This is a genomic window from Exiguobacterium sp. GL_137 (genome assembly GCF_057834585.1).
The window spans coordinates 1,940,773-1,964,760 of record NZ_CM174406.1 but is presented as its reverse complement, the minus strand read 5'-3'; the positions used below and the strand labels follow the sequence as shown (position 1 = coordinate 1,964,760).

Annotated in this window: 24 protein-coding genes and 1 other annotated feature; all 24 genes read left to right on the top strand. The window is 46.5% G+C overall.

The genetic code is table 11. The annotated features are described in order from the left end of the window. Nucleotides 1-154 precede the first annotated feature (154 nt). Nucleotides 155-679 carry a YceD family protein gene (locus AC3IRK_RS10410; RefSeq protein ID WP_114595423.1) on the top strand — a complete coding sequence of 175 codons (525 nt, stop codon included), beginning with the start codon at nt 155-157 and terminating at the stop codon, nt 677-679. A 47-nt stretch (nt 680-726) separates the two neighbouring features. Continuing rightward, a complete protein-coding gene (gene rpmF / locus AC3IRK_RS10405) occupies nt 727-900 on the top strand; it encodes a 50S ribosomal protein L32 (protein WP_012370841.1) in 174 nt (57 codons plus the stop codon). Nucleotides 901-987: 87 nt separating this feature from the next. After that, the gene (locus tag AC3IRK_RS10400) at nt 988-1,809 is read left to right on the top strand and encodes a ketopantoate reductase family protein (RefSeq protein WP_131972481.1); all 822 of its coding nucleotides are present in this window, start codon (nt 988-990) and stop codon (nt 1,807-1,809) included. Next, a complete protein-coding gene (locus tag AC3IRK_RS10395) occupies nt 1,806-2,162 on the top strand; it encodes a DUF3397 family protein (RefSeq protein ID WP_131502647.1) in 357 nt (118 codons plus the stop codon). The genes AC3IRK_RS10400 and AC3IRK_RS10395 overlap by 4 nt, the downstream gene beginning before the upstream one ends. A 25-nt stretch (nt 2,163-2,187) precedes the next feature. Continuing rightward, nucleotides 2,188-3,747, top strand: coding sequence for a bacillithiol biosynthesis cysteine-adding enzyme BshC (bshC, locus tag AC3IRK_RS10390; protein ID WP_489169944.1), 1,560 nt, complete (start codon nt 2,188-2,190; stop codon nt 3,745-3,747). Nucleotides 3,748-3,907: 160 nt separating this feature from the next. Further along, complete coding sequence (gene rsmH / locus AC3IRK_RS10385; RefSeq protein ID WP_114595427.1) at nt 3,908-4,846, top strand: 16S rRNA (cytosine(1402)-N(4))-methyltransferase RsmH; 939 nt, start codon at nt 3,908-3,910, stop codon at nt 4,844-4,846. Nucleotides 4,847-4,859: 13 nt separating this feature from the next. Further along, nucleotides 4,860-5,246 (top strand): cell division protein FtsL, encoded by a 387-nt coding sequence (gene ftsL, locus AC3IRK_RS10380; protein WP_114595428.1) that lies wholly within the window; start codon nt 4,860-4,862, stop codon nt 5,244-5,246. Next, nucleotides 5,243-7,381 (top strand): penicillin-binding protein, encoded by a 2,139-nt coding sequence (locus AC3IRK_RS10375; RefSeq protein WP_131502645.1) that lies wholly within the window; start codon nt 5,243-5,245, stop codon nt 7,379-7,381. Before ftsL ends, AC3IRK_RS10375 begins: the two co-directional genes overlap by 4 nt. Nucleotides 7,382-7,485: 104 nt before the next feature. Further along, a complete protein-coding gene (locus AC3IRK_RS10370) occupies nt 7,486-8,805 on the top strand; it encodes a UDP-N-acetylmuramoyl-tripeptide--D-alanyl-D-alanine ligase (RefSeq protein ID WP_489169943.1) in 1,320 nt (439 codons plus the stop codon). Between the two features lie 22 nt (nt 8,806-8,827). Beyond that, nucleotides 8,828-9,790 carry a phospho-N-acetylmuramoyl-pentapeptide-transferase gene (gene mraY / locus AC3IRK_RS10365; protein ID WP_131502643.1) on the top strand — a complete coding sequence of 321 codons (963 nt, stop codon included), beginning with the start codon at nt 8,828-8,830 and terminating at the stop codon, nt 9,788-9,790. Between the two features lie 33 nt (nt 9,791-9,823). After that, nucleotides 9,824-11,173, top strand: a complete 1,350-nt coding sequence (murD, locus tag AC3IRK_RS10360) for a UDP-N-acetylmuramoyl-L-alanine--D-glutamate ligase (RefSeq protein ID WP_131502642.1) — start codon at nt 9,824-9,826, stop codon at nt 11,171-11,173. Next, nucleotides 11,170-12,264 (top strand): undecaprenyldiphospho-muramoylpentapeptide beta-N-acetylglucosaminyltransferase, encoded by a 1,095-nt coding sequence (murG, locus tag AC3IRK_RS10355; RefSeq protein ID WP_489169942.1) that lies wholly within the window; start codon nt 11,170-11,172, stop codon nt 12,262-12,264. Before murD ends, murG begins: the two co-directional genes overlap by 4 nt. A gap of 61 nt (nt 12,265-12,325) precedes the next feature. After that, nucleotides 12,326-13,105 carry a cell division protein FtsQ/DivIB gene (locus tag AC3IRK_RS10350; RefSeq protein ID WP_489169941.1) on the top strand — a complete coding sequence of 260 codons (780 nt, stop codon included), beginning with the start codon at nt 12,326-12,328 and terminating at the stop codon, nt 13,103-13,105. Nucleotides 13,106-13,334: 229 nt separating this feature from the next. Further along, nucleotides 13,335-14,639, top strand: coding sequence for a cell division protein FtsA (gene ftsA / locus AC3IRK_RS10345; RefSeq protein ID WP_131502639.1), 1,305 nt, complete (start codon nt 13,335-13,337; stop codon nt 14,637-14,639). A gap of 39 nt (nt 14,640-14,678) precedes the next feature. Further along, nucleotides 14,679-15,836 (top strand): cell division protein FtsZ, encoded by a 1,158-nt coding sequence (gene ftsZ / locus AC3IRK_RS10340; protein WP_114595436.1) that lies wholly within the window; start codon nt 14,679-14,681, stop codon nt 15,834-15,836. Nucleotides 15,837-15,918: 82 nt separating this feature from the next. Beyond that, complete coding sequence (gene pgeF / locus AC3IRK_RS10335) at nt 15,919-16,695, top strand: peptidoglycan editing factor PgeF (RefSeq protein ID WP_114595437.1); 777 nt, start codon at nt 15,919-15,921, stop codon at nt 16,693-16,695. After that, complete coding sequence (locus AC3IRK_RS10330; RefSeq protein WP_131502638.1) at nt 16,682-17,353, top strand: YggS family pyridoxal phosphate-dependent enzyme; 672 nt, start codon at nt 16,682-16,684, stop codon at nt 17,351-17,353. The genes pgeF and AC3IRK_RS10330 overlap by 14 nt, the downstream gene beginning before the upstream one ends. Nucleotides 17,354-17,554: 201 nt before the next feature. Next, nucleotides 17,555-17,878: a cell division protein SepF gene (locus AC3IRK_RS10325; protein ID WP_233494514.1), complete on the top strand. Its 324-nt coding sequence runs from the start codon at nt 17,555-17,557 to the stop codon at nt 17,876-17,878. A 2-nt stretch (nt 17,879-17,880) separates the two neighbouring features. Further along, a complete protein-coding gene (locus tag AC3IRK_RS10320) occupies nt 17,881-18,153 on the top strand; it encodes a YggT family protein (protein ID WP_034769807.1) in 273 nt (90 codons plus the stop codon). Then, on the top strand, nt 18,153-18,926 hold the full coding sequence (locus AC3IRK_RS10315; protein WP_489169940.1) for a YlmH family RNA-binding protein: 774 nt from the start codon (nt 18,153-18,155) through the stop codon (nt 18,924-18,926). Before AC3IRK_RS10320 ends, AC3IRK_RS10315 begins: the two co-directional genes overlap by 1 nt. A 26-nt stretch (nt 18,927-18,952) precedes the next feature. Then, complete coding sequence (locus tag AC3IRK_RS10310; protein WP_131502637.1) at nt 18,953-19,474, top strand: DivIVA domain-containing protein; 522 nt, start codon at nt 18,953-18,955, stop codon at nt 19,472-19,474. Then, nucleotides 19,475-19,703 (top strand) — a binding site (T-box leader). A 58-nt stretch (nt 19,704-19,761) separates the two neighbouring features. Further along, a complete protein-coding gene (gene ileS / locus AC3IRK_RS10305; protein WP_489169939.1) occupies nt 19,762-22,497 on the top strand; it encodes an isoleucine--tRNA ligase in 2,736 nt (911 codons plus the stop codon). A gap of 72 nt (nt 22,498-22,569) precedes the next feature. After that, nucleotides 22,570-23,043 carry a signal peptidase II gene (gene lspA / locus AC3IRK_RS10300; protein WP_489169938.1) on the top strand — a complete coding sequence of 158 codons (474 nt, stop codon included), beginning with the start codon at nt 22,570-22,572 and terminating at the stop codon, nt 23,041-23,043. Next, nucleotides 23,044-23,967, top strand: coding sequence for an RluA family pseudouridine synthase (locus AC3IRK_RS10295; RefSeq protein ID WP_026827946.1), 924 nt, complete (start codon nt 23,044-23,046; stop codon nt 23,965-23,967). Nucleotides 23,968-23,988: the final 21 nt, after the last annotated feature.

The window sequence follows — 23,988 nt, the reverse complement described above, 5'->3', positions numbered from 1 at the left end:
AAACTTTCTCCTTTGCAAACCGAATTAAGTGCGGTAATATGGATGAAGACGTCCAAAAGTGTTCGTTCTCTAGCGATTTCAGTGTAAAGAAAAAACATTGACAAAACAAGATGTCCTCTCTATAATTCATATTGTTGCAATTGAGGTGATTCGGATGAAATGGTCCCTGATGCAATTGAATAAATTGCGCAATCTGGGTCAACTTCAGGTTAACGAGACGATTGAGCTTCCTGAGCTTATCGCCCTCCATCCGGATATCCGGGCGGTGCAACCTGTGCACGTTCGTGCAAATGCATCGTTTACATCGAATCAATTAATATTCAATCTCCGGATTACAGGTGAAATGACGCTTCCGGATGCCCGGACGCTGAGTGACGTCGCGTACCCGTTCGAGATTGAATCCATCGAGTCGTTCCTGCTCGAGGTTGATGCTGTTCCGAGTGATTCGGATGAGATCAACTTACCGAACGGGAATACGGTTGATCTTCAACCACTCGTGCAAGAATTGATTTTACTTCATGTGCCAGTGCAAGTGCATGGGGATGATGAAGAAAATCAGTTGGTTCAAGGGGAAGGCTGGACGGTTCTCTCTGAAGAAGCGCCAGAAGAAACTGAACCAAAAATTGATCCGCGACTTGCGGGTCTCGCTCAGTTCTTTAAAAAAGATCAGGATTCCTAATCTTTTCATAAAAAGACGAGTGTATTTTTTCAAGGAGGTGGACAACGATGGCAGTACCATTCCGCAGAACGTCGAAAACACGCAAACGTCTTCGCCGTACTCATTTCAAACTCCGTGTACCAGGTATGGTCGAGTGCCCAAACTGTGGTGAAATGAAACTTTCACACCGCGTTTGTAAAGCATGTGGCTCGTACAAAGGTAAAGAAATCGTCAGCAAGTAAGCTGAATGATCGGTATAAAAGCGACCCTAGAATCGAGCAATCGGTTTGACAGGTCGCTTTTTTTGATGAAAGAAGGAGCGTGAGCGGATGAGTAATATAGGAATCATCGGTGCCGGATCGATTGGATTGTTAATCGCGTCCTACCTTGCAGAACAACACCATGTGACACTCTATACGAGACAAACGACAGGGCACGACATCACCATCCTCCGGGATGACCAAGTCAGCCAACCGGTAGAGGTACGGCCACTTAGTCAATTCGAGTCACAAGACTTGGTGTTCGTGACGACAAAGTCGTATGATATAAAAAGTGTGATGCCTTACCTGACGACCGGAAAGATGCCGGTCATGTTCTTACAGAACGGAATGGGGCATGTGAAAGAAGCAGAGCGGGTACAGTATGCTTTGTTCGGAATCGTCGAACACGGTGCCATGAGAACGGGACGATACGCGGTGCAACATACCGGGATGGGACGCATCCGCTACGGACGAGTACCTGTTCCGATGCTTGAAGCGACACCGTTACAGTTTGAGTATGTTCCGAATATCGAGCAGGTCATGTTAACGAAATTATTCATGAATGCGGTCATCAATCCATTAACAGCCTATTACCGGATTACAAACGGTCAATTGTTGGAAGCGCCCTATGCTGAAAAGGCACACGGTATTTTTGAAGAGTTACGGAACGTCTTTCCAGAGCATCCGATCAGTTATGAAGAAATCGCACAGGTCATCAGACGGACCGCATTGAATCGTTCGTCGATGCTTCAAGATCTAGAGCGGGGAAGACAGACAGAAATTGAACCGATTGTCGGTTTTGTCCTGGAACACGCGATGAATCCGACGCCCTTACTGACTTTTTATTTTCATCAGATTAAATCTCAGGAAAAAAGAGGGGATTCGATGTGACGTGGTTTATTATCTTTCCAGTCTTCAGCTTGGTTAGTCTATATATCATTTTTTTTGCTGTCTTTCGCCAACATGGAAAAGCAGTTCGGTTTGCACTTGATTTAGGTACATTCATCGTATTGTATGGGATTCATGTCGCGTTGATTGCACTGACAGGTCAAAATTACTTAGGATGGTTATTGATTGCCGTACTCTTGATTTTTGCGGTCAACGCCTTATGGCAACGCATCAAAAAAGTGGACGTGGATTATATACAAATGATACGACACAGTTGGCGGATTACAATCTTGATTGCTCTTCCAGTTCAGTTGATGCTGTTTGGAATCGGAATTCAACAACTGTTCATTCATTGATTTTGTCAGAAAGAAGGGATTTTGTTTGAAGGTACAATCATTTCATGCCTTGTATGACGAAGATTCATTGATGCATAAAGCCTCTCGCCAGGAATTTTCGAAATACGTTGATCATATTGGAACAGAAGGAATGCGGGCAAGGAGCAGCCTTTTACAAGAACGGCAGTATCCGCATCTGAACCCGCTTGTCGACGAACTGTTGCGGCAAAATCCTAGGTTGAACGACAGCTTGAAGAGCCGTCTCGAACTGTTGCGGACAGGTGAGGCGCAAGTTGTGATTACCGGTCAACAAACCGGAATCTTTGGCGGTCCGATGTACGCCGTTTATAAATTGCTGACCTGTCTAAAGGTTGCCCGCCAAACGGAAGAACTGATCAGTCGCCCGGTTTTCCCGATCTTCTGGTTGGCAACCGAAGACCATGATTTTGATGAAATCAATCATCTGATCGTTCCGACACATGATTTCCGGACGCGGAAGCTGGCCGTCCAGGCGCCGGACTCGATTTCGCGCTCTGTCAGCCGTTTGGCCTTTGATCAGACAGCCGTTAAGGAAATCGTACGTCAGGCATTATGTACTGAACGAGAGACGCCGTATACAAAAGAATTGTTGGCATTGTCGGACCGGTTAATCGAATCCAGTTCGACATATGGAGAATTTTTCGCTTCTTTCTTAGGAGAACTTGTCGATCACGATATCATCTTCTTTGACGCGGATACGCAAGCAGTCCGTCAACTTGAAATCCCGTTTTTCGAACGGCTGATTCAAGACAATACCGAAATCCGCCAAGCCTTATCAAAAGGTATCCAACAAACCACCGAATTGCCGGATACATTTCTAAATGAAGAAGCGGCCCACCTCTTTGTTGAGGATATCGGACGCGATTTGTTATACCCGGGCCAAGATTTTGTGACGAAACAAGGGAAGACCTATACGGAACTGGAACTGTTGGCATTGCTGTATGCGAGCCCGGAACGTTTTTCAAACAGCGTCGTCACACGTCCGTTGATGCAAGATTACTTATTCCCGACACTCGCTTATATCGGAGGACCGGGTGAAATTGCATATTGGACGAGACTACGACCATTATTCCATCACTTCGATTGGACGATGCCGCTGTTGATTCCACGGATGGGGGCCGTCATGTTGCAGGCGAAGGAAGAGAAAGGGCTTCGGCGTCATGGTCTGAGCCTTGAACAAGCGCTTCAGGCAGGTGTCCCTCTCGCAGCGTTCGATGCGACTGCGATTAAACGACAATTGCATGACTCGACCATGTTAGGTGCGGTCCTGGTCGAAGAAGTCACCCGGATTGAAAAACAGGAGTTGCAGACGACTGCTGTCGCAACGAAGCTTAATAAACAGCTGCAGCTTGCCTTGGAAACAATCGTCGAACAAAAACGGCGTCTTCATGAACAAACGAATCGGTCGGATCGGGCACTCCAATATCAATTGGCACCCGATCATGCACCCCAGGAACGGATTCATTCGATCTTACCTTGGCTGAATCGCTATGGTTTGAATTTAGTTCGGACCTTGCGGATGCAATATGAACAAACTGAGGCGGAACAATTGAAAATCATGCTATAAACCTGCGAAATCAGCAGGTTTTTTTGTTTTTTTAACGAAAGATACATAAAAGTTCAAAAAATCAAGGAAACTGTCTCATTTTCGTAACGTTTTCAAGAAAGAATATGATACATTGAAAAAGAGTAACGTCCAGTTTGGACAGTGAAAGGTGAGGCAGCACATGTTTGAGCATGAAACAGTATTAAAATGGGAGTCCATTAAAGGGCTGAATATCAAACCTGACGGGATTTATGTCGATTGTACGTTAGGTGGAGCAGGACACAGTGAAGAGATCGTCAAACAGTTAACGACAGGACATCTGTACGCGTTTGATCAGGATGATGTCGCACTGGCACATGCAGCAGAACGTCTCGCGGCGTATGAAGGTCGCTTTACTTTAATAAAAAGTAATTTCGTACATTTAAAAGAAGAATTAGCAGCACGATCTGTGACAAAAGTGGACGGGATTTTATTTGATCTCGGTGTATCTTCTCCGCAACTAGACGAAGGCGAACGTGGATTCAGCTACAACTTTGATGCCCGACTCGATATGCGTATGGACCAAACGTCATCGCTATCGGCATATGAAGTCGTCAATGAGTGGCCGTATAACGACCTTGTTCGAATTTTGTTTACATATGGGGAAGAAAAGTTCTCCAAACAGATTGCACGCAAGATTGAGAAGGCACGCGAAATCGCACCGATTGAAACGACGTTTGAACTGGTCGAATTGATCAAAGATGCGATTCCGGCACCGGCCCGCCGCAAAGGGGGGCATCCGGCAAAACGGACGTTCCAAGCGATTCGGATTGCTGTAAATGATGAATTGAATGTCTTCGACCGCGCCGTCTATCAAGCAATTGATTTATTGGCTGTTGGTGGACGCCTATGTGTCATTACCTTCCATTCACTTGAAGACCGTATGTGTAAGCAAGCGTTCAAAGAGAAGTCATCGTTACCTGAGCTTCCGCAAGGGTTACCGATGATTCCTAAAGAGTTTGAACCGGAACTACGCCTGGTGACAAGAAAACCGATTACAGCAGGAGATGATGAACTCGATGACAATCGTCGATCACGCTCTGCCAAGTTACGAATCGTTGAAAAAATGAAGGAAAGTTGAGAGGAGCATTCAAATGGCAGAGCCACTTCGCAAGCCGATGCAAACCATGGAACCCGTTCGGCAGCAACCTATCCAAGAACCACGTAAGACGGAAGATATCGCACGTCGTGTTGCGGTTCGTCCGAAATATCGTCTATATCCATTTGAGAAGTTTTTGTACAGTGCGATGATTGGCGGAATCGTCCTTTTCGGCAGTATGACGATTGGCGCTCATAACGAAGCGTATAATGTAAGCCGGGATCTCGCGAAGGAAAATCAAGTCACGCAAGAGATGAAGAAAGAAAATGAACGTCTTCAACTCGAAGTGACCAACTTAAGCTCTCCAGAACGAATTTACAAGATTGCGAAAGAACAAGGTCTTGATATGCGAAAAGGGAACATCAAGGTGATTCCTAAATGAATCCACTATCTAAATCCCGACGGAGAGTAGCCATTGTCATGTTGATATTTGCTGCTCTCTTTTTGGTGTTCATTTCACGCTTTTTGTACTTATCGACGACAAAGAAATTCCACGGGGAAGACATGCTTGTCTACGCGGAAAAAAAACGTTGGGAGTCCCAGGCCACACTGCCGGCAGAACGTGGAGAAATCTTTGACCGACTGGGCTCGCCGATTGCGATTAACATCCCGTCCTATCATTTGGTCGCCGTCTACCGGTTAGGCGGGGAAAAAGATCCGGATGAGACAGTGGTCGACTTTAAGAAAACAGCGACCGGACTTGCGCCGATTCTCGGCATGTCGGTTAAAGAACTGGAAACCTATCTGATTGAAAATAAAAACCGTTCCCAAATCGAATTCGGTAAAAAAGGGAATGATCTGACGGTTGATCAGAAAGAACAGATTGATCGGTTGAAGCTGCCGGGGATTCGATTGATCGAAGAACCGAAGCGCTATTATCCGAACGGGATTTTCCTGTCCGATACGTTAGGGTTCGTCCAGAAAATCACAGAGGATAACGGACGGGTCGTCTTAAAAGGACAGATGGGTATCGAAAAACAGTATGATGAGGCTTTACGTGAATCGTTTGGTTCCCGTGTCTTTGAAAAAGATCGCAGCGGCGGAGAACTGGTTCAAGGTACTTCGAAAATTTCAAATGAGCCGAAAGACGGATCGAACCTCTATCTGACCATCGATCATCGGATCCAGCAAGCACTCGAGAAACAGATGCAAAAGATGTACAACGAATACAAACCTAAAAATGCGACAGGAATCGTAATGGATGCCAAGACAGGCGAAATTTTGGCGATGACGGATCGTCCGTCGTTTAATCCGAATTTACGCGATATGACGGATTTTACGAATTTTGCTGTCTCCTCACGGTTTGAACCCGGATCGACAATGAAGATCTTTACGTTGGCTGCTGCCATCGATGCAGGTGTCTTCCGTCCGAACGAACCGTATAAATCAGGGAGTTACAATTATAAGGGAACTGTCATCAAAGACTACAATGATGTCGGTTGGGGAACAATCCCGATGATTGAAGGGGTCTACCATTCCTCAAACGTCATGTTCTCGATCCTGACAGCTGAAAAGCTTGGAATCGAACGGTATAAAGACTATTTCAAGAAGTTTCATTTTGATCAAAAAACGGGTATAGATATTTCGGGTGAAGTAAACAGCCAATCTGATCTGTCCAAACCGTTGAATACGTTGATTACATCATGGGGACAATCGACGGCAGTGACGCCGATGCAGATTCTCCAAGGGGCGACAGCAATTGCCGGAAACGGTGAGATGGTCAAACCGCATATTATCCAAAAAGCGGACCATACGGATAAAGCGCCGTATAAAGCAAAAACGGAAGTGGTCGGAAAACCGATTTCTGCGGAAGCGGCAAAAGCGACCCGTGAAGCGTTGGATGGTGTCGTCAACAGTAAAATCGGTACTGGACAAATGTATAAGCTGAAAGATTATCGTGTCATCGGAAAAACAGGGACGGCACAGATTTCAGAAAACGGAAAATACATCCAAGGACAGTTTATTCATTCCTTTATTGGAATGGCGCCAAAAGATGATCCCGAATTGATCATGTACATCGCTGTCGACCGGCCATCGAAAAATGAGTCTTCGGTTTCCGGACCGAGTATCATGAGTCCGGTCTTCAAAAGTGTCATGAATACCGCTTTGCAATATCGAAGCATCAAACCTGCGACTCAAAAAGAGTCGGTGGATGTCAAAGCTAAAATCATTCCAAGTTATATTGGGAAAAGTATGAATCAAGCAGAAGAGATGGCGAAGGAACAGGGGGCCGTACCGGTCGTTCTCGGTGACGGGGTTGAAGTCGTCTCACAAATACCGACGCGCGGACAAGAATTCGTCAGCGGGGAACGTGTCCTCTTTAAAACAGGACGGACGTTCAAAATGCCTGATATCACCGGTTGGTCACAACGGGATGTTAAAAAACTTGTCAGTCTCTACGATTTAAAGTTAGACGTGATTGGTAAAGGTTTTGTAACCAAACAATCGGCACGAACTGGTACACTAGTGAAAGAAAATGGAAAGCTGACGGTGGAACTCGCTGAACCAAAAGAGTAAGAAACAGCGGTCTCCTGATTTCTGCAGTGAAACGAGGACGGACCGGAGTCATTCGTTGACTTCTGTTCGTCCTCGTTTGCTGTAATCGAGTGGAGGAAATAGGGATGGTAACAATTGCACAGATCGCCCAGTGGTTGGGATTGGAAGAAACCGATACACGGTCATTAAGAAATTTTGCGACGGATTCAAGAAGTACACTCACGGAAGGGTTGTATATCCCAATCCAGGGAGCACGCGTCGACGGACATTCGTTCATCGAGGGAGCAGTTGCTCAAGGCGCGATTGCTACGTTGTGGAAAAAAGGGATTCCTCTTCCGGAGAAGAACATTACGGTTCTTGAAGTCGAAGATCCATTACAGGCGTTACAGGTCATCGCACAACGGTATTTACAGCAAGTGGCACCAAAAGTCATCGCGATTACTGGATCAAACGGCAAGACATCAACAAAGGATATGATTGAAAGTGTCCTGAAACAGTCGTTTCGGACACATAAAACGGCAGGTAACTTCAATTCAGATATCGGAATGCCTTTGACGATCTTGATGATGCCGAACGAGACGGAAGTTGCTGTTCTCGAAATGGGAATGAACGGGTTTGGAGATATCGAACTCTTATCGAATCTTGCCGAACCGGATATTGCACTCGTGACGAACATTGGCGAGTCGCATGCCGAACAGGTGGGCGGACGAAGTGGAATCGCCCGAGCTAAATTAGAGATTCGATCTGGTTTAAAACCGAATGGCCATCTCTTTGTCGATGGAGATGAACCGTTGTTGGGAGAAGTGCCGGCTGAACGCATTGGGTATCATGCGACCAATACGTACATCATCGAACAGGCGGAAGCGACGTTCATCGGGACGACTTTCAAATTTGATGGTGCGACGTTCAACCTACCGGTCCTTGGCAAACACCAAATCCGGAATGCAGCGTACGCGATTGCGACAGCTCGAGCACTTGGTCTTACGGACGAAGTGATTCAGGCAGGATTGAACGAGGTACAATTGACACCGATGCGGATGGAACGATTAATGTATGGTCAAACTGCCATCATCAATGATGCATATAATGCCAGCCCGACTTCGATGAATGCAGCAATCGAGACGGTTGCAACGCTCGATGGATTTACGAATAAAGTCGTCGTTCTCGGCGATATGTATGAACTCGGTCAACAGGAACGCCTGTTGCATGCCTCTGTCGGGAAGAAGATTGCACTTCCTGTATCCCATGCTATCCTTGTAGGGGGGAAAGGGCGTTATATCGCGGATGGAATTGTTGATCCGACCGTCCAAGTCCAATTTGCGGACACGGTCGAAGATGCAGCCCGTCTGCTCCAACCGTTGCTCGGCAAGCAAACCGTTGTTTTGCTGAAAGCTTCGCGTGGACTCGCACTGGAACAAATCTTCACATATTTAAATGAAACTTAATCCTTAAAAGTAGGTGTTTGTAATGATTACATTATTCATCAGTTTAATTATTGCGTTTTTGGTTGTCGTACTCGTGATGCCAAAAGCGATTCCTTTTTTACACAGCCTTAAATTTGGTCAAGAGATTCGGGAAGAAGGTCCGGATTGGCACCAAGTGAAATCAGGGACGCCGACGATGGGTGGAATCGTCATTTTGCTGGCTATGATCGGCAGCCTGATTGTTCTCTTATTGATGGGAGACTTGGATCGGAGTCATCTGTCGTTGCTGTTCTTAACGCTTGCCTACGGGGCAATCGGTTTCATCGATGATTACATCAAGGTCGTCAAAAAACGTAATCTTGGTTTGAACTCGAAGCAAAAATTAGTTGGACAAATTGTTGTTGGTCTGTTGTTTGTCTGGTTGAGCGGTGGATTTTCGAGTCAGGCGACGTATCTGTCGATTCCATTTACGACCTGGTCGATTGATTTCGGTATCCTGTATCCATTAGTCGCGTTATTCTGGCTCGTCGGATTCTCGAATGCCGTCAATCTGACGGACGGACTGGACGGACTCGTATCCTTTACGGCTATTCCGACGTTCCTGTTCTTTGGCCTCTACGGATGGTTCATAGCCGATGAGCCAGGTGTTGCCTTATTTGCTTTTTCAGCTGTCGGTGCATTGATCGGGTTCCTCGTGTTTAATGTCTACCCGGCTAAAATCTTCATGGGTGATACCGGCTCACTTGCTTTAGGAGCAGCCCTTGCTGGTTTATCGATCTTATTGAAACTGGAATTATTGTTAGTATTGATTGGAATTGTATTCGTTGTTGAGACATTATCGGTCATCCTGCAGGTTATTTCCTTCAAGACGACAGGAAAACGTATCTTTAAGATGAGTCCGATTCATCACCATTTCGAAATGGTCGGTTGGAGTGAATGGCGAATCGTTGGAACATTTGCTTCGATTAGCTTAATCGTGGCGTTAATCGCCTATCTGTTCGTGTAATCGAAATTCGTGGTCAAGAAAGTGAGCGATTTAATGATGAAGAGTTCTGAACTGGAGAAGAAAAAAGTATTGGTCCTTGGGACTGCGAAAAGCGGAATTGCAGCAGCGACCTATCTTGTTAAGGCAGGAGCTGTCGTGACGGTGAATGATGGAGGGACTCCTTCGGAAGCCGACGTACAAACGCTTGAATCTTTGGAGGTCGAAACGGTTTTCGGAAGTCATCCGCTATCCTTACTGGATGGAACAGAATTAATCGTAAAAAATCCAGGCATTCCGTATCAGATTCCGTTATTACAGAGGGCAATCGAGCGTGGCATCCCGATTTGGACAGAAGTGGAACTGGCTTACCGTTCAACGAAAGCAGATTGGGTCGCGATTACCGGATCAAACGGTAAGACGACGACGACGACACTGGTCCATGAATTATTGAAACAGGGGTCAAGACGCGTTCATTTAGCTGGAAACATTGGTTTCCCGGCAGTTGAAGTTGCCCAGCAGACGGCTGCAGATGATGTCATCGTCATCGAGTTATCCAGTTTTCAATTGATGGGAATCGAATCATTCCAACCAGTCAGTGCAGCCTTCTTAAACTTGTCGCCGGCTCATCTTGATTATCACGGAGATGTAACGTCTTACGCGGCAGCAAAAGCACGGATCTTTTCAAACATGAATGAAGCTGGACGACTTGTCGTCAATGCAGACGATGAGGAAGTCATGCGCTTGAGCGAAACAGCGGCAGCGGAACGATTGACGTTTTCACGTCGTCAACCGGCCTATGCACATGTCGAAAACGGTATGATCTTCGTCGGTCAGACAAAAATTCTTCCGGTCAGTGAACTGGCGCTTGGCGGTGGACACAATCTCGAGAATGTCCTGGCCGCCTTGACATTGATTGAACCTTTTGGGATTGCCTTAACGGCGATTCAAGAGGTTTTGCGGACATTTGGTGGAGTCGCGCACCGGACAGAATACATCGGAGAATTTGCCGGACGAAAAGTCTACAATGACTCAAAAGCCACGAACAACGTGGCGACGGAAGCGGCCCTGTCCGGTTTTCACTCGTCTATCATCTGGATCTGTGGTGGACTCGAACGCGGTGCAGATTTGACACCGTTAAAAAGTGCGATGACCCATGTCAAACATGTCATCGGACTCGGTGAGACAGGTCAACGCTTCGCTGATCTAGCTGACGATCAACAGATCGCCTCTACGGTAACACGTGAGATGGAAGAAGCCGTTATCACAGCATTTGATGTTTCGAAGCCCGGTGATATCATTTTATTATCTCCGGCATCTGCAAGTTGGGATCAATATAAGACATATGAAGAGCGTGGCGAACATTTCATCCGTTCCGTTCAAAAAGTAGGGGGGACGGCGAAATGAGAATCGTAGTTTCAGGTGGCGGAACAGGCGGGCATATCTATCCGGCACTGGCCATGATCCGAGAAGTTGAGCGTCGTATGGCATGTGAAGTGTTATATATCGGTACTGAGAATGGACTCGAGGCGGACATTGTCCGCCGGGCAGGCATTCCGTTCGAATCAATTGAAATTTCAGGACTACGCCGTTCCTTGTCGTTTGAGAACGTCAAGACCGGTGTCCGCTTTTTGAAAAGTGTGGTCCGAGTCCGAAAGCTTCTGCGTGATTTTCAACCGGATATTGTTGTCGGAACAGGTGGTTTTGTTTGCGGTCCTGTCCTCTATACAGCAGCGAAGATGGGGTATAAGACGCTGGTCCATGAACAAAACAGCTTACCTGGAATCACCAATAAATTCTTGGCGCGTTATGTCGACCGGGTGGCATTGTCCTTTAAAGGGTCTGGTCATCATTTCGGGAAAAACGAAGGGAAAACGATTCTAATCGGAAATCCCCGGGCCTCAGAAGTTGCGATGTTGCAAATTGATCCAATCGAAGAAAAACAAAAATACGGTTTTGAACAAGATCGGCCTCTGATTGTCGTTTACGGCGGCAGCCGAGGAGCACCGGCCATCAATAAAGCGGTCGTCGAGATGATTCCCATGTTGACAGCAACTGACTGGTCATTGTTGTTCGTCACAGGCCAGGTCCACTATGAAGACATCCAGACACAAGTAGGAACATTACCGGACCGGATTCAATTGCGACCGTTCATTTACGATTTGCCGTTGATTTTAAAAGCAAGCCAGCTGGTCATCTCGCGTTCCGGGGCAAGTACGTTAGCCGAATTGACGACGCTCGGTTTACCGAGTATCTTAATTCCAAGTCCGTACGTGACGGAAAATCATCAGGAAGTAAATGCTTCTTCACTCGTCGAGACAGGAGCGAGTCTTTTGATCCGGGAATCCGAATTGACGGGGGATCGATTGTTCGATGCCTGTACGAAGGCGATTGCCGATCAAGCCGGCATGTCTAAAGCATCGCTCGCACTCGGCATGCCAAATGCGGCAAGTGATTTGGTCGATGAATTATTACGGTTGATTCAGCAAAAAAACTAAAGCATTGCAGGAATAGACCGATAAGGTACTGAAATTAAACATAATGGAGGGAGAGGCTTACGTGAAGGAACAACAACCGGCAAGACAGCCGAAGATGGATACGACTGTCCGCAGCTTAGAAGATAAAATTCCATATGTCCGTGAGCAGCGTCGGAAAAAGGCGAACCGGCGTTTAATCTATGTCCTCATCCTGATCGGTCTATTGATTGGTGTCGTCTTCTATCTTCAATCGAGTTTTTCGCGTGTCGCGACGTTTGACGTCACCGGCACCGTGAACGTCAAGAAGGAAGACATCATTCAAGCATCACGTATTAAGGTGAAGGAGACACATGCCTTCAATGTGTCGGAAGAAGCCGTGTTGGAACGGATTGAAGATGTCCCGGGTATTCGTGAAGCGACGATGAAAAAAACGTTTTTACATCATTACGAAGTTGACGTCGTCGAAGAAAAAGAGATTGCGTATGCCAAAGATAAACCGGGTGCCCGGATTGTCTTAGCGGATGGGACGATTCTTCCCGGAAAGTCGAAGGAAGAATTGTTTGATGCACCGATTCTAACAGGATTTACGGATCAGTCCCTGGAACGTCTGACAAAGGAACTCGTCAAAATCGAGCCGAAAGTCCGGAGCCGGATTTCGGAAATCGTAGCCAATGATCAGACGGACAAGGGGGGATTGAAGTTATTCATGACAGACGGAAATACCGTCTTATTGAGTACATCGGCTTTTTCTAACTCGTTGAATGAATATGTCAAGGTGATTTCCGCTTTGCCAAAAGGAAAGACTGGAACAATCACCATTGATGGAGGAATCTATTTCAAACCATATAAAGGTAAAAAATAGAAAATAACATCATGGATTAGATGGGTTTGACAAACGTTTGTTTTCATTAGTAGGAAAGCGGACACATCGTCATCAAATCGTAATCTATTAGATGGGTAAGTTAGACAATAACTTCTTTTCGTGAGGTTTTTTATAGTGTAGACTTAAACGAGAAGAAGATTGTCTCGATTCCTGTAAATATAAACAGGGACGATAGGATTAGTATTATGAAAGTGGAGGTGTCACTCCCATGGAAACGAAAGGTACGATTGCCGCACTAGATATTGGGACATCGGAAGTGAAACTCATCGTCGGTGAACTTCTAGGTGGAACACTGAATGTCTTAGCGGAAGGGTCTGCACCATCTGCAGGCGTCAAGCGAGGTGTCATCGTCGACATCGATCAAACAGTAAATGCCATTAAACAAGCGGTTGCAGAAGTGGAGCGCACACTCGGCGAACCAATTGGTGAAGTATATGTAGCAATTTCCGGTGAGCACATCCAAGTCAAAGATTGCCAAGGGATGACATCAATCAAAGGGGAAGATAACGAAATCACGGATGACGACGTGAAGGATGTCCTTCACTCAGCAATGGTGATGCGGATTCCAAACGAATTGAGCGTTGTCGATGTGTTACCTAAAACGTTTACTGTCGATCAGCAGACGGAGATCACAGATCCACGTGGAATGATTGGTTATCGTCTAGAAGTGACAGGGAAGCTGATTATCGGAGCGAAGACGATTCTACATAGCATCAAACGTTCCATCGAACGGGCTGGGTTGGAACTTGCGGGGTATGTGCTGGAAAGTTTAGCCGTCTCACGAATCGCAGCCTCGATTGATGAGTTGGAGCTGGGTGTCGGGATCGTTGATATCGGACATGAAACGACCACTCTTTCAATTTATGAAAAAAACGATTTAGTTTACACAACGACACTTGCGTACGGTGGAGATCACCTGACACGCGATTTGACGTATAAAATGAATTGTAAATACCAGGATGCGAAACTAGCCAAAGAAGAATACGGCGTCGCATTAGAAGCGTTAGGTGACCCGGAAGAGAAAGTCTCGTACGTGACAATCAACGGGGAACACCGTTTCGAACCACAGACGGAGATTGGCTTTGTCCTTGAAGCCCGTCTGGAAGAGATTTTTGAGATGATTCAGAAACGAATGACACAGGCTGGGTATACACAAATGAACAGTGGAATCATTCTTTGTGGTGGCAGTTCTTCCCTACCAGGAATTGACCAACTCGGTAAGCGAATCTTTAAACAAAGCGTGAATGTGTATCAACCAGCCAGCTTGGGGATTCGTCATCCGAAGTATGCTGTCGCTGCTGGGATGTTACGATATGTTTTATCACGCAGTGCCGTTTCGAAGTCAGGATTTGACCGTGCGGACGAAAAGGGAGTAGCCGCACAAGGCCGTGAGCAAGAGGAGTTACTTGCACACCCTTCCCAACCTTCAGTACGCGAAGAGCGACCACAGAAGGAACAGCCTCCAAAAGAGCGAAAGTCATTCAGCAGTTTCTTTGAGAAATTTTTCGGCTAAATAAAAAATTATCAGTAAAAAAAATAGGGGGCCCCTTTTATGTTGCATTTTGATGAAATGATGGACCAAGTAGCTAAAATCAAAGTCATCGGAGTAGGTGGCGGTGGATCTAACGCTGTCAACCGAATGATCGAACATGGTGTCCAAGGCGTAGAATTCATCGCTGTCAACACGGATGCACAAGCATTAAACATGTCACAGGCAGATGTAAAACTTCAACTCGGAGCTAAACTGACACGTGGTCTTGGTGCCGGAGCAAATCCGGAAATCGGTAAAAAAGCTGCCGAAGAAAGCCGCGAACAGTTGACAGAAATTTTATCTGGTGCCGATATGGTTTTCGTAACGGCAGGAATGGGTGGAGGTACCGGAACAGGTGCTGCACCGGTCATCGCAGAAATTTCTAAAGAAATCGGCGCATTGACAGTAGGTGTCGTCACAAAACCTTTCATGTTCGAAGGCCGTAAACGGATGCAACATGCTGTTTCAGGTGTTCAGAACTTTAAAGAAAAAGTCGATACACTCATCGTCATCCCGAACGATAAATTGCTTGAAATCGTCGATCGTAACACACCGATGCTTGAAGCCTTTAAAGAAGCCGATAACGTTCTTCGTCAAGGGGTACAAGGGATTACGGACTTAATCGCCGTTCCTGGTCTCATCAACCTGGATTTCGCGGATGTTAAAACGATCATGACGGAAAAAGGTTCAGCATTGATGGGTGTTGGTGTCGCAACCGGCGAACACCGTGCAACGGAAGCTGCGAAAAAAGCGATTTCAAGTCCATTGCTTGAAACATCGATTGAAGGGGCAAAAGGCGTCCTGATGAACATTACCGGTAGTGCGAACTTGAGCCTTTATGAAGTAACGGAAGCGGCTCAAATCGTTCAAAGCGCTGCGGATGAAGAAGTTAACTTAATCTTCGGATCAGTCATCAACGACAACTTGGAAGACGAAATCATTGTTACGGTCATCGCAACTGAATTCGAAAACGAACCACTCGATTTTGAAATCCCATCAGCACAAGAGATGATGAAAAACTTGCTTAAGAAAAAGCAAGCGGCACCATCACCGGTAGCTGAAGAACCTAAACCGCAAGTCGAAGAGACACCTAGTAGCTCGAACCAAGAATCAGCAAAAGGGTCAGATGTTGAAGAGACGATGGATATTCCTTCTTTCCTTCGCCGGAATAATCGTTAATCCGATATTCCAAAGACACGACTGCTAGATTAAGAGGTGTCGCGTAAGCGACACCTCTTTTTTTTAAAAAGGATGGGATGAAATGTTTGGTCAATGGATAAAATGGGATACGCCGACAGGTACTGTTCGCGCAGCGTTTACGACAAAATTTTCAGCCCCTCATGGCAAGGGCAACTTAGGACTGCACGTCAAGGATGATCCGGAAGGGGTCATCAAAAATCGTGAAGTCATCGTCCGACAACTGGATTTAGCTTTAGAAAACTCTGTTTGGGCTGAACAAGTGCACGGCAATCACGTGGAACAAGTAACGACACTCGAGTCCGGTCGTGGAGCTTCTGATTACGAAACGGCAATCAAGGGTACAGACGGACTGGTGACAACGGACTCAAACGTTTTATTGATGATGCTGTTTGCTGACTGTGTACCGCTCCTGTTCTGTGATCCGCGGACCGGTATCATTGCAAATGTTCACGCCGGTTGGCGCGGAACGGTCGCTAACATCGTCGAAGCAACTCTGACAAAGATGGAACAAGCCGGTGCCGAACGGTCTTCTATTCAGATGGTCATCGGACCCTCGATTCGTGAATGTTGTTATGAAGTCGATGGACCGGTCCTTGAAGCTGTAGATCAACTTGGTCTTGAAGAATCTCCTTACATCAAGAAAGAAGACGGGAAAGCCATGTTATCGCTTCAAAAAACCAATGCTATGTTAGCCGAACGCAGTGGTGTCGGCGATGTGCTCGATACAGGAATCTGTACGAACTGTCAGGCAGAAGACTATTTCTCCTATCGTCACGGAGATCATGGTGGACGGTTTGCCAGTTTGATTGTAAAGGAGTCTCTCGATGTCAATTTCTGAAAATGTACAACATGTCCGACAAAACATGAAACAGGCGTATGAAAAGACTGAGCAAAAAAAGCAGGTACAATTGATCGGCGTGACGAAATCAGTGTCAAGTGAAGTGGCAGCCGAGCTACTCGCTTCAGGGATAACGGCACTTGGTGAGAATCGTCCGGAAGGGTTGACCGACAAACAAACGGTCTTAGGACGTGAGGCTTGTGAGTGGCATTTCATTGGAACGTTACAGACTCGTAAAGTCCGGCAAATCATTGATCGGATTGATGTGTTGCATTCCTTGGACAGGCTGCATTTGGCGGAAGAAATCAACAAACGTGCGAAACGACCCGTCGATTGTTTTGTTCAAGTCAACGTCTCCGGGGAAGAATCAAAGCAAGGAATTGATCCGGAAGATGTCCATTCATTTTTGCATGAAGTCGGACAATATCCGATGGTCCGCGTCATCGGGTTGATGACGATGGCCCCATTGACGGAGGACGAGCAAGTACTGCGTTCAGTCTTTCATTCGCTGCGTGTGTTGCGGGATGAAGTGGCTTCCCGCCATCTACCGCACGCACCATGCACGGAGTTATCAATGGGTATGTCATCAGATTATCAGATTGCCATTGAAGAAGGTGCGACATACGTCCGAATCGGAACGACGTTAGTCCAATCATAAATTGTCTAGATATGCGAAAGGAGAATCGATATGGGATTCAAATCAAAAATGCAAAATCTATTTCTCGGTAACACAGACGATTTAGATGAACTCGAATATGAAAATGATGCTACAATAAATAAAGGTAGAGGTGCATCACAGCAAGAATACGACGAGTACTACGAGGAATCTACCCCGAGTGTTACTCAAAAGGAGGACCCTGTGAGACAATCGAACATCGTACCCATTCATACAAAAAAGACAAAATCACAAGTCATTCTCAGTGAACCGCGTGTGTTTAACGAAGCACAGGAAATTGGCGAACATCTTCGCCAAAATCGTGCTGTCATCGTTAACATGCAGCGGATGTCTAAAGATCAATCACGCCAAATGATCAATTTCTTGTCAGGTGTCGTGTTTGCCCTTGATGGAACGATTACGACAATCAGTCAAAATACACTCCTCTGTGTTCCGAACAACGTCGAGCTGGCCGGAAGTATTTCAAATCTGCTCGGTGAAGATGATATCAACCATAAGGGGTGGTAAGCATGGATTCGCAAGTCATGTACGCAATCGGTCGTACACTCAGCACGTTACTTCAATACTACAGCTACGTCATGATTGCCTATATTTTATTATCGTGGTTCCCAAACGCACGTGAATCACGATTCGGTCAAGTTCTCGCTATGTTAGTTGAACCTTTCCTCGCGCCGTTCCGACGGATTATCCCGCCCATCGGAGGTATGCTTGACATTTCACCTATTGTTGCCTTTCTTGTGCTTAATCTCGCACAGTCGGGTATTCGAGCAATCTTCCTGTAATGAGTGTCTATGATCATTATCGCGGACATGAGCGGGAGTTCGTCGATCTCGTCTTGAATTGGATCGACCATGTCGAAGCGACCTATACGTTTAAAGTGACAGATTTTCTGGATCCGCGTGAACAACAAATTACCCGAGAACTCGTCGGAACAAAATGTGCCCTCTTTTTTGAGGGCGGTTTTGAAGGCGCCGAACGACAGCGTGCGCTGATTGCCCCTGATTATTATGAGCTTGAGGCCAACGATTTTGATATTGTCATTTATCGTATCCATTATCCCACCAAATTCGTGGAGCTCTCGCATCGCCAGGTGACAGGCACATTGCTGAATGTCGGATTAAAGCGAGGGAAATTCGGTGACGTGGTCATCCAAGATCAAGTCGTCCAATTTGCCGTTGCGAAAGAAGTGGCTTCTTATATCGAAGCAAATGTCGATCGTGCGGGAAAAACGAAGATTCGGTTGTCGCTCGTGGATTCAGAAGAACAGTTGAAGATTAAGGATCAAGAATGGCAAGAAGAACTGGGATTCGTCAGTTCGCTTCGTTTTGATACGGTTGTCAGTGAAATCCTTGGTTTTTCAAGACAAAAAGCGCAAAGCCTGATTAAACAAGGTGAAAGCAAAGTGAATTATAAAATCGTCGAAGATCCAAGTTTTTTGTTAGAGGAAGGCGACTTACTGTCCCTTCGCGGAACGGGACGTGTCAAGTTAATCGCCGTACTCGGCTCGACGAAACGGGATCGGATTAAATTGCAATACGGTCTGCTAAAAGGATAACCAACAAGCTGAGGGAGGATTTCATCATGCCATTGACGCCACTTGATATTCACAATAAGGAATTTACACGTAAGTTTCGCGGCTATGACGAAGATGAGGTCAATGAATTTCTTGATCAAGTCATCAAAGATTTTGAATTGTTGCTCCGGGAAAACCGTCAACAGCAAGAAGTCATTCAAAATATGCAGTCGCGTGTCGATTACTTCAGCTCGATGGAAGAAACATTAAACAAATCCATCATCGTGGCACAAGAAGCGGCAGAAGAAGTCAAAGCCAATGCGACGAAAGAAGCGAGCTTAATCGTCAAACAAGCGGAACGGGAAGCCGAGCAATTGCAAGATGCAGCACAACGTCGAGCACAGCGGACTGATTTCGAAGTCGAACAGATGCGTAAAAAAATCGAATTGTACCGGAATCGATTCAAAGTGTTGATTGACGCACAGATGGAATTGTTGACGAGCCATGACTGGGATGCATTCGATATTTCGACCCGGGGTGCGCTTGACGAGATTCCGGCAGTTGCGTATAATGACGACGATGTCATATAAGCTAAATCAATGAGAAGGACACGTCTTTTATCAGGATACTGTCAGCGAATCGGGGACTGGTGCGAGCCCGATCAGTAAATGAAAAAAGATATCCCCTTTGAGTGTGGGACTGAACATATTCATTAAGTTCCGCCGTTTCGCCTCCGTTATCGGGCTCTTAAGTGGTAATCTGTTTGTCAGGATTGCTAGTAGGGTGGTACCGCGAGTTCAAGCCAAGCTCGTCCCTATCAGGGGATGAGCTTGGCTTTTTTTTGTACGTAAAATATAGACAAGTGAGGGAATGCCAAATGGAATACAAAGATACGTTATTGATGATGAAAACGGAATTTCTAATGCGGGGAAACTTACCGAAACGTGAACCAGATATGCAGGCACGCTGGAACGAGATGAATCTCTATGAAGCAGTTCAAGAAAAAAATGCCGGAAAACCTACATTCATCCTGCACGACGGTCCTCCCTATGCAAACGGGGACATCCATATGGGACACGGATTGAACAAAGTCTTAAAAGACATCGTCGTCCGTTATAAATCAATGAACGGATTCCGTTCTCCGTACGTACCGGGTTGGGACACACACGGACTTCCAATCGAGACGGCTCTTCAAAAAGCGGGTGTCGACCGTAAATCGATGTCGGTCGCGGAATTCCGTGAGCTGTGTGCGAAGTATGCGCTCGAACAGGTCGATCATCAACGTGAACAATTCAAGCGTCTTGGTGTTCTCGGTGACTATGACAATCCATACATCACGTTGCAACCGGAATTCGAAGCAGCACAAATTCGTTTGTTCGGCGATATGGCCAATAAAGGTTACATCTATAAAGGGAAAAAACCGGTGTACTGGTCGCCGTCATCGGAATCTGCTCTTGCAGAAGCCGAAATCGAATACCAGGATAAACGTTCTGCTGCCATCTACGTGGCGTTCCAAGTCATGGACGGAAAAAATATCTTGGAGCCGACAGATCATTTCGTCATTTGGACAACAACACCTTGGACAATTCCGGCAAACCTCGGAATCTCAGTCAGCGGTGAGTTGACATATGCACGCATCGAACACGAAGGAAAAGGCTATATCGTAGCCGAGACCCTCGTACCGGAAGTGATCGAAGCACTCGACTGGGAAAATGCTACGGTTGGTCGTGTCTTTAACGGGACAGACTTTGAGTACATCAAAGCGAAACACCCGCTCTATGACCGGGAATCACTTGTCATGCTCGGCGATCACGTCACGGCAGAAGCGACGGGTGTTGTTCATACAGCACCTGGACACGGGGAAGATGACTTCAGAATCGGTCAAGCTTACGGTCTGGATGTGCTTTGTCCGGTTGACGATAAAGGTGTCATGACAGCAGAAGCTCCTGGTTTTGAAGGATTATTCTATGAAGATGCCAACAAAGAAATCGGTGTGGCATTAGAAGAAGCCGGTGCTTTATTAAAACTGTCATTCATCAAACACTCGTATCCGCATGACTGGCGGACGAAAAAACCGGTTATCTTCCGTGCGACACCCCAGTGGTTCGCTTCAATCAAAGATTTCCGGGCTGAAATCCTCGACGAAATCAAAGAAGTCCAGTGGGTACCGGAGTGGGGCGAAACACGTCTTCACAACATGTTCAAAGACCGTGGAGACTGGGTCATTTCCCGTCAACGCGCGTGGGGTGTTCCACTGCCAATCTTCTATGCAGAAGACGGTACGGAAATCGTCACACCGGAAACAATCGATCATATCGCGAACCTGTTTGCGGCACACGGATCAAACGTCTGGTATGAGCGGGAAGCCGTTGATTTGTTACCGGAAGGATTTACCCATCCGGCAAGCCCGAACGGAATCTTCAAAAAAGAAACGGACATCATGGATGTCTGGTTCGATTCCGGATCATCTCATGCCGGTGTTCTTGCTACACGTCCGGAACTCGAACGTCCGGCTGACTTGTATTTAGAAGGTTCTGACCAGTACCGTGGATGGTTCAACTCGTCTCTTTCGACAGCTGTCGCAACGACAGGGAAAGCACCTTACAAAGCTGTCGTCAGTCATGGATTCGTCCTTGACGGTCAAGGGCGGAAGATGTCGAAATCAATCGGAAATACGATTGCCCCGATCCAAATCATGCAACAATTCGGAGCAGAAATCCTTCGTCTTTGGGTCGCTTCTGTCGACTATCAATCGGACGTCCGGGCTTCAATGGATAACTTCAAACAAGTTTCGGAATCATACCGGAAAATCCGGAATACGGTCCGGTTCTTGCTTGGAAACCTGGATCAGTTCGATCATACGACGCATCGTGTTGCCTTTGCTGACTTACCGGAATCGGATCGCTTCATGCGGACGAAACTGGATCAACTCGTTGGCAAAGTAAAAGCGGCGTATGACGCGTATGACTTTATGGCGGTGTATCAATTGTTGCATAACTTCTGTGTCCTTGACTTGTCTTCGTTCTATCTCGATTACACGAAGGATATCTTGTACATCGAAAAAGCAGATGCACCAGCGCGTCGTGCCGTTCAAACGGTCATGTACGATACGGTCGTCACATTGTTACAACTGATGGCACCGGTCTTACCGCATACAGCAGACGAAGCATGGGAATTCGTTCCTGGCGTCGAGACGGCAAGCATCTTCTTGACGGATCTTCCGGAAGCACCGGAAGTGACAGAGGAAGGATTGGCATTGATTGCGAAATGGAACAGTTTCCTCGTCTTCCGTGATGATGTCTTGAAAGCACTCGAAGAAGCACGTGCCGAGAAACTTGTCGGGAAAACGCTCGAAGCGAAACTGGAACTGGCACCAAATGACGAAACGAAAGCATTGCTTGCGACAATCCATCATCTTGAGCAGTTATTGCAGGTTTCACAGATTGAGTTCGTCGCTTCGGCGGAGAAATCATACGGGACAACAGGTATCACTGTTCTGAAAGCAGATGGCGAAAAATGTGAACGCTGTTGGACATATTCGACTGAGCTTGGACAAGATCCGGCTCATCCGACACTTTGCCCACGTTGTACTGAAGTCGTCAATTCTTTATAATGAATCAGGGAGGGGCAGCTACGGCGACTTCGTAGCGGTCCCTCATTATTTTTGGATGTGGAGGAAAAAAGAATGTGGCTTTACTTAGCGATTGCTGCTGTACTCGTCGGAGTGGATCAATTGACGAAATGGATCGTCGTCCAACAGATGACGATTGGTCAAGCGATTGAGATCATTCCCAATTTCTTTTATTTAAATTCATACCGGAATCGTGGCGCTGCCTGGGGGATGCTTGAAGGGAAGTTTGGATTTTTCTTCGTCATCACGCTGGTCGTCGTCATTGGGCTGATTTATTTTCTTTACAAAGAAGGCACAAAAAACAAAGTATTTGCTTGGAGCGTCGCCTTATTACTCGGCGGAGCGGTCGGGAATTTCATCGACCGGATGGTACGTGGAGAAGTCGTCGACTTTTTTCATTTTTATCCGTTCGGGTATAACTTCCCGATATTTAATGTGGCAGACGTCAGTTTGACGTTTGGGGTTATTCTGATGCTGATCAGCGTCATGTTTGAAGAGCGTTTGACTAAGAAGGGAACGATTGATTAAATGAATGAACAAAATGAATGGGCTGTTAAAGCCAATGGTGCTACCGGTCGAATTGATAAATGGTTAGCGGAACAACAAGACTGGTCCCGGTCACAAGTCCAGGACTGGTTAAAAGCGGGACACGTCGAAGTGGACGGACGAATCGTCAAACCGAACTATAAGATGTCCGGTACGGAAGAGATCCTCGTCCGGATTCCGGAAGCCGTCGAGCTGGAAGTTTTACCGGAAGATATCCCGCTGGATGTCGTGTATGAAGACAGTGATGTCATCGTCATCAACAAACCAAAAGGGATGGTCGTGCATCCGGCAGCGGGGCACGTATCCGGAACACTCGTCAATGCCTTGCTCCATCATTGCCAGGATTTGTCCGGCATCAATGGTGTCAAACGTCCAGGGATCGTCCACAGAATCGATAAAGATACATCCGGTCTCCTGATGGTCGCTAAAAATGATTTGGCACATGAATCCCTGGCACAACAACTAAAAGACAAGACGACAGAGCGTCTGTACATCGCGCTTGTCCACGGCGAGATTCCGCATGAACTGGGAACGATTGAAGCACCGGTCGGCCGTGACAAAAATGACCGTCAACGAATGACTGTGACGGATAAAAACTCAAAAGCCGCTGTGACGCATTTCCGCGTCCTTGACCGTTACGAAGGGTTCACGGTTGTTGAATGTAAGCTCGAGACAGGACGGACGCACCAGATTCGTGTCCACATGCGTTATATTGGTTTCCCGCTTGCCGGAGATCCGAAATACGGACCACGGAAAACGATGAAAATGAACGGTCAAGCGCTTCATGCGGCTGTTCTTGGATTCAAGCATCCACGGACTGGTGAGATGTTACATTTCGAGGCACCGTTGCCGGAAGAGATGACGTTCGAGATCAGTCAGTTGAAAAAACTTGAATTAGAGTCTTGACGTTTTTCTAATAAAACGGTA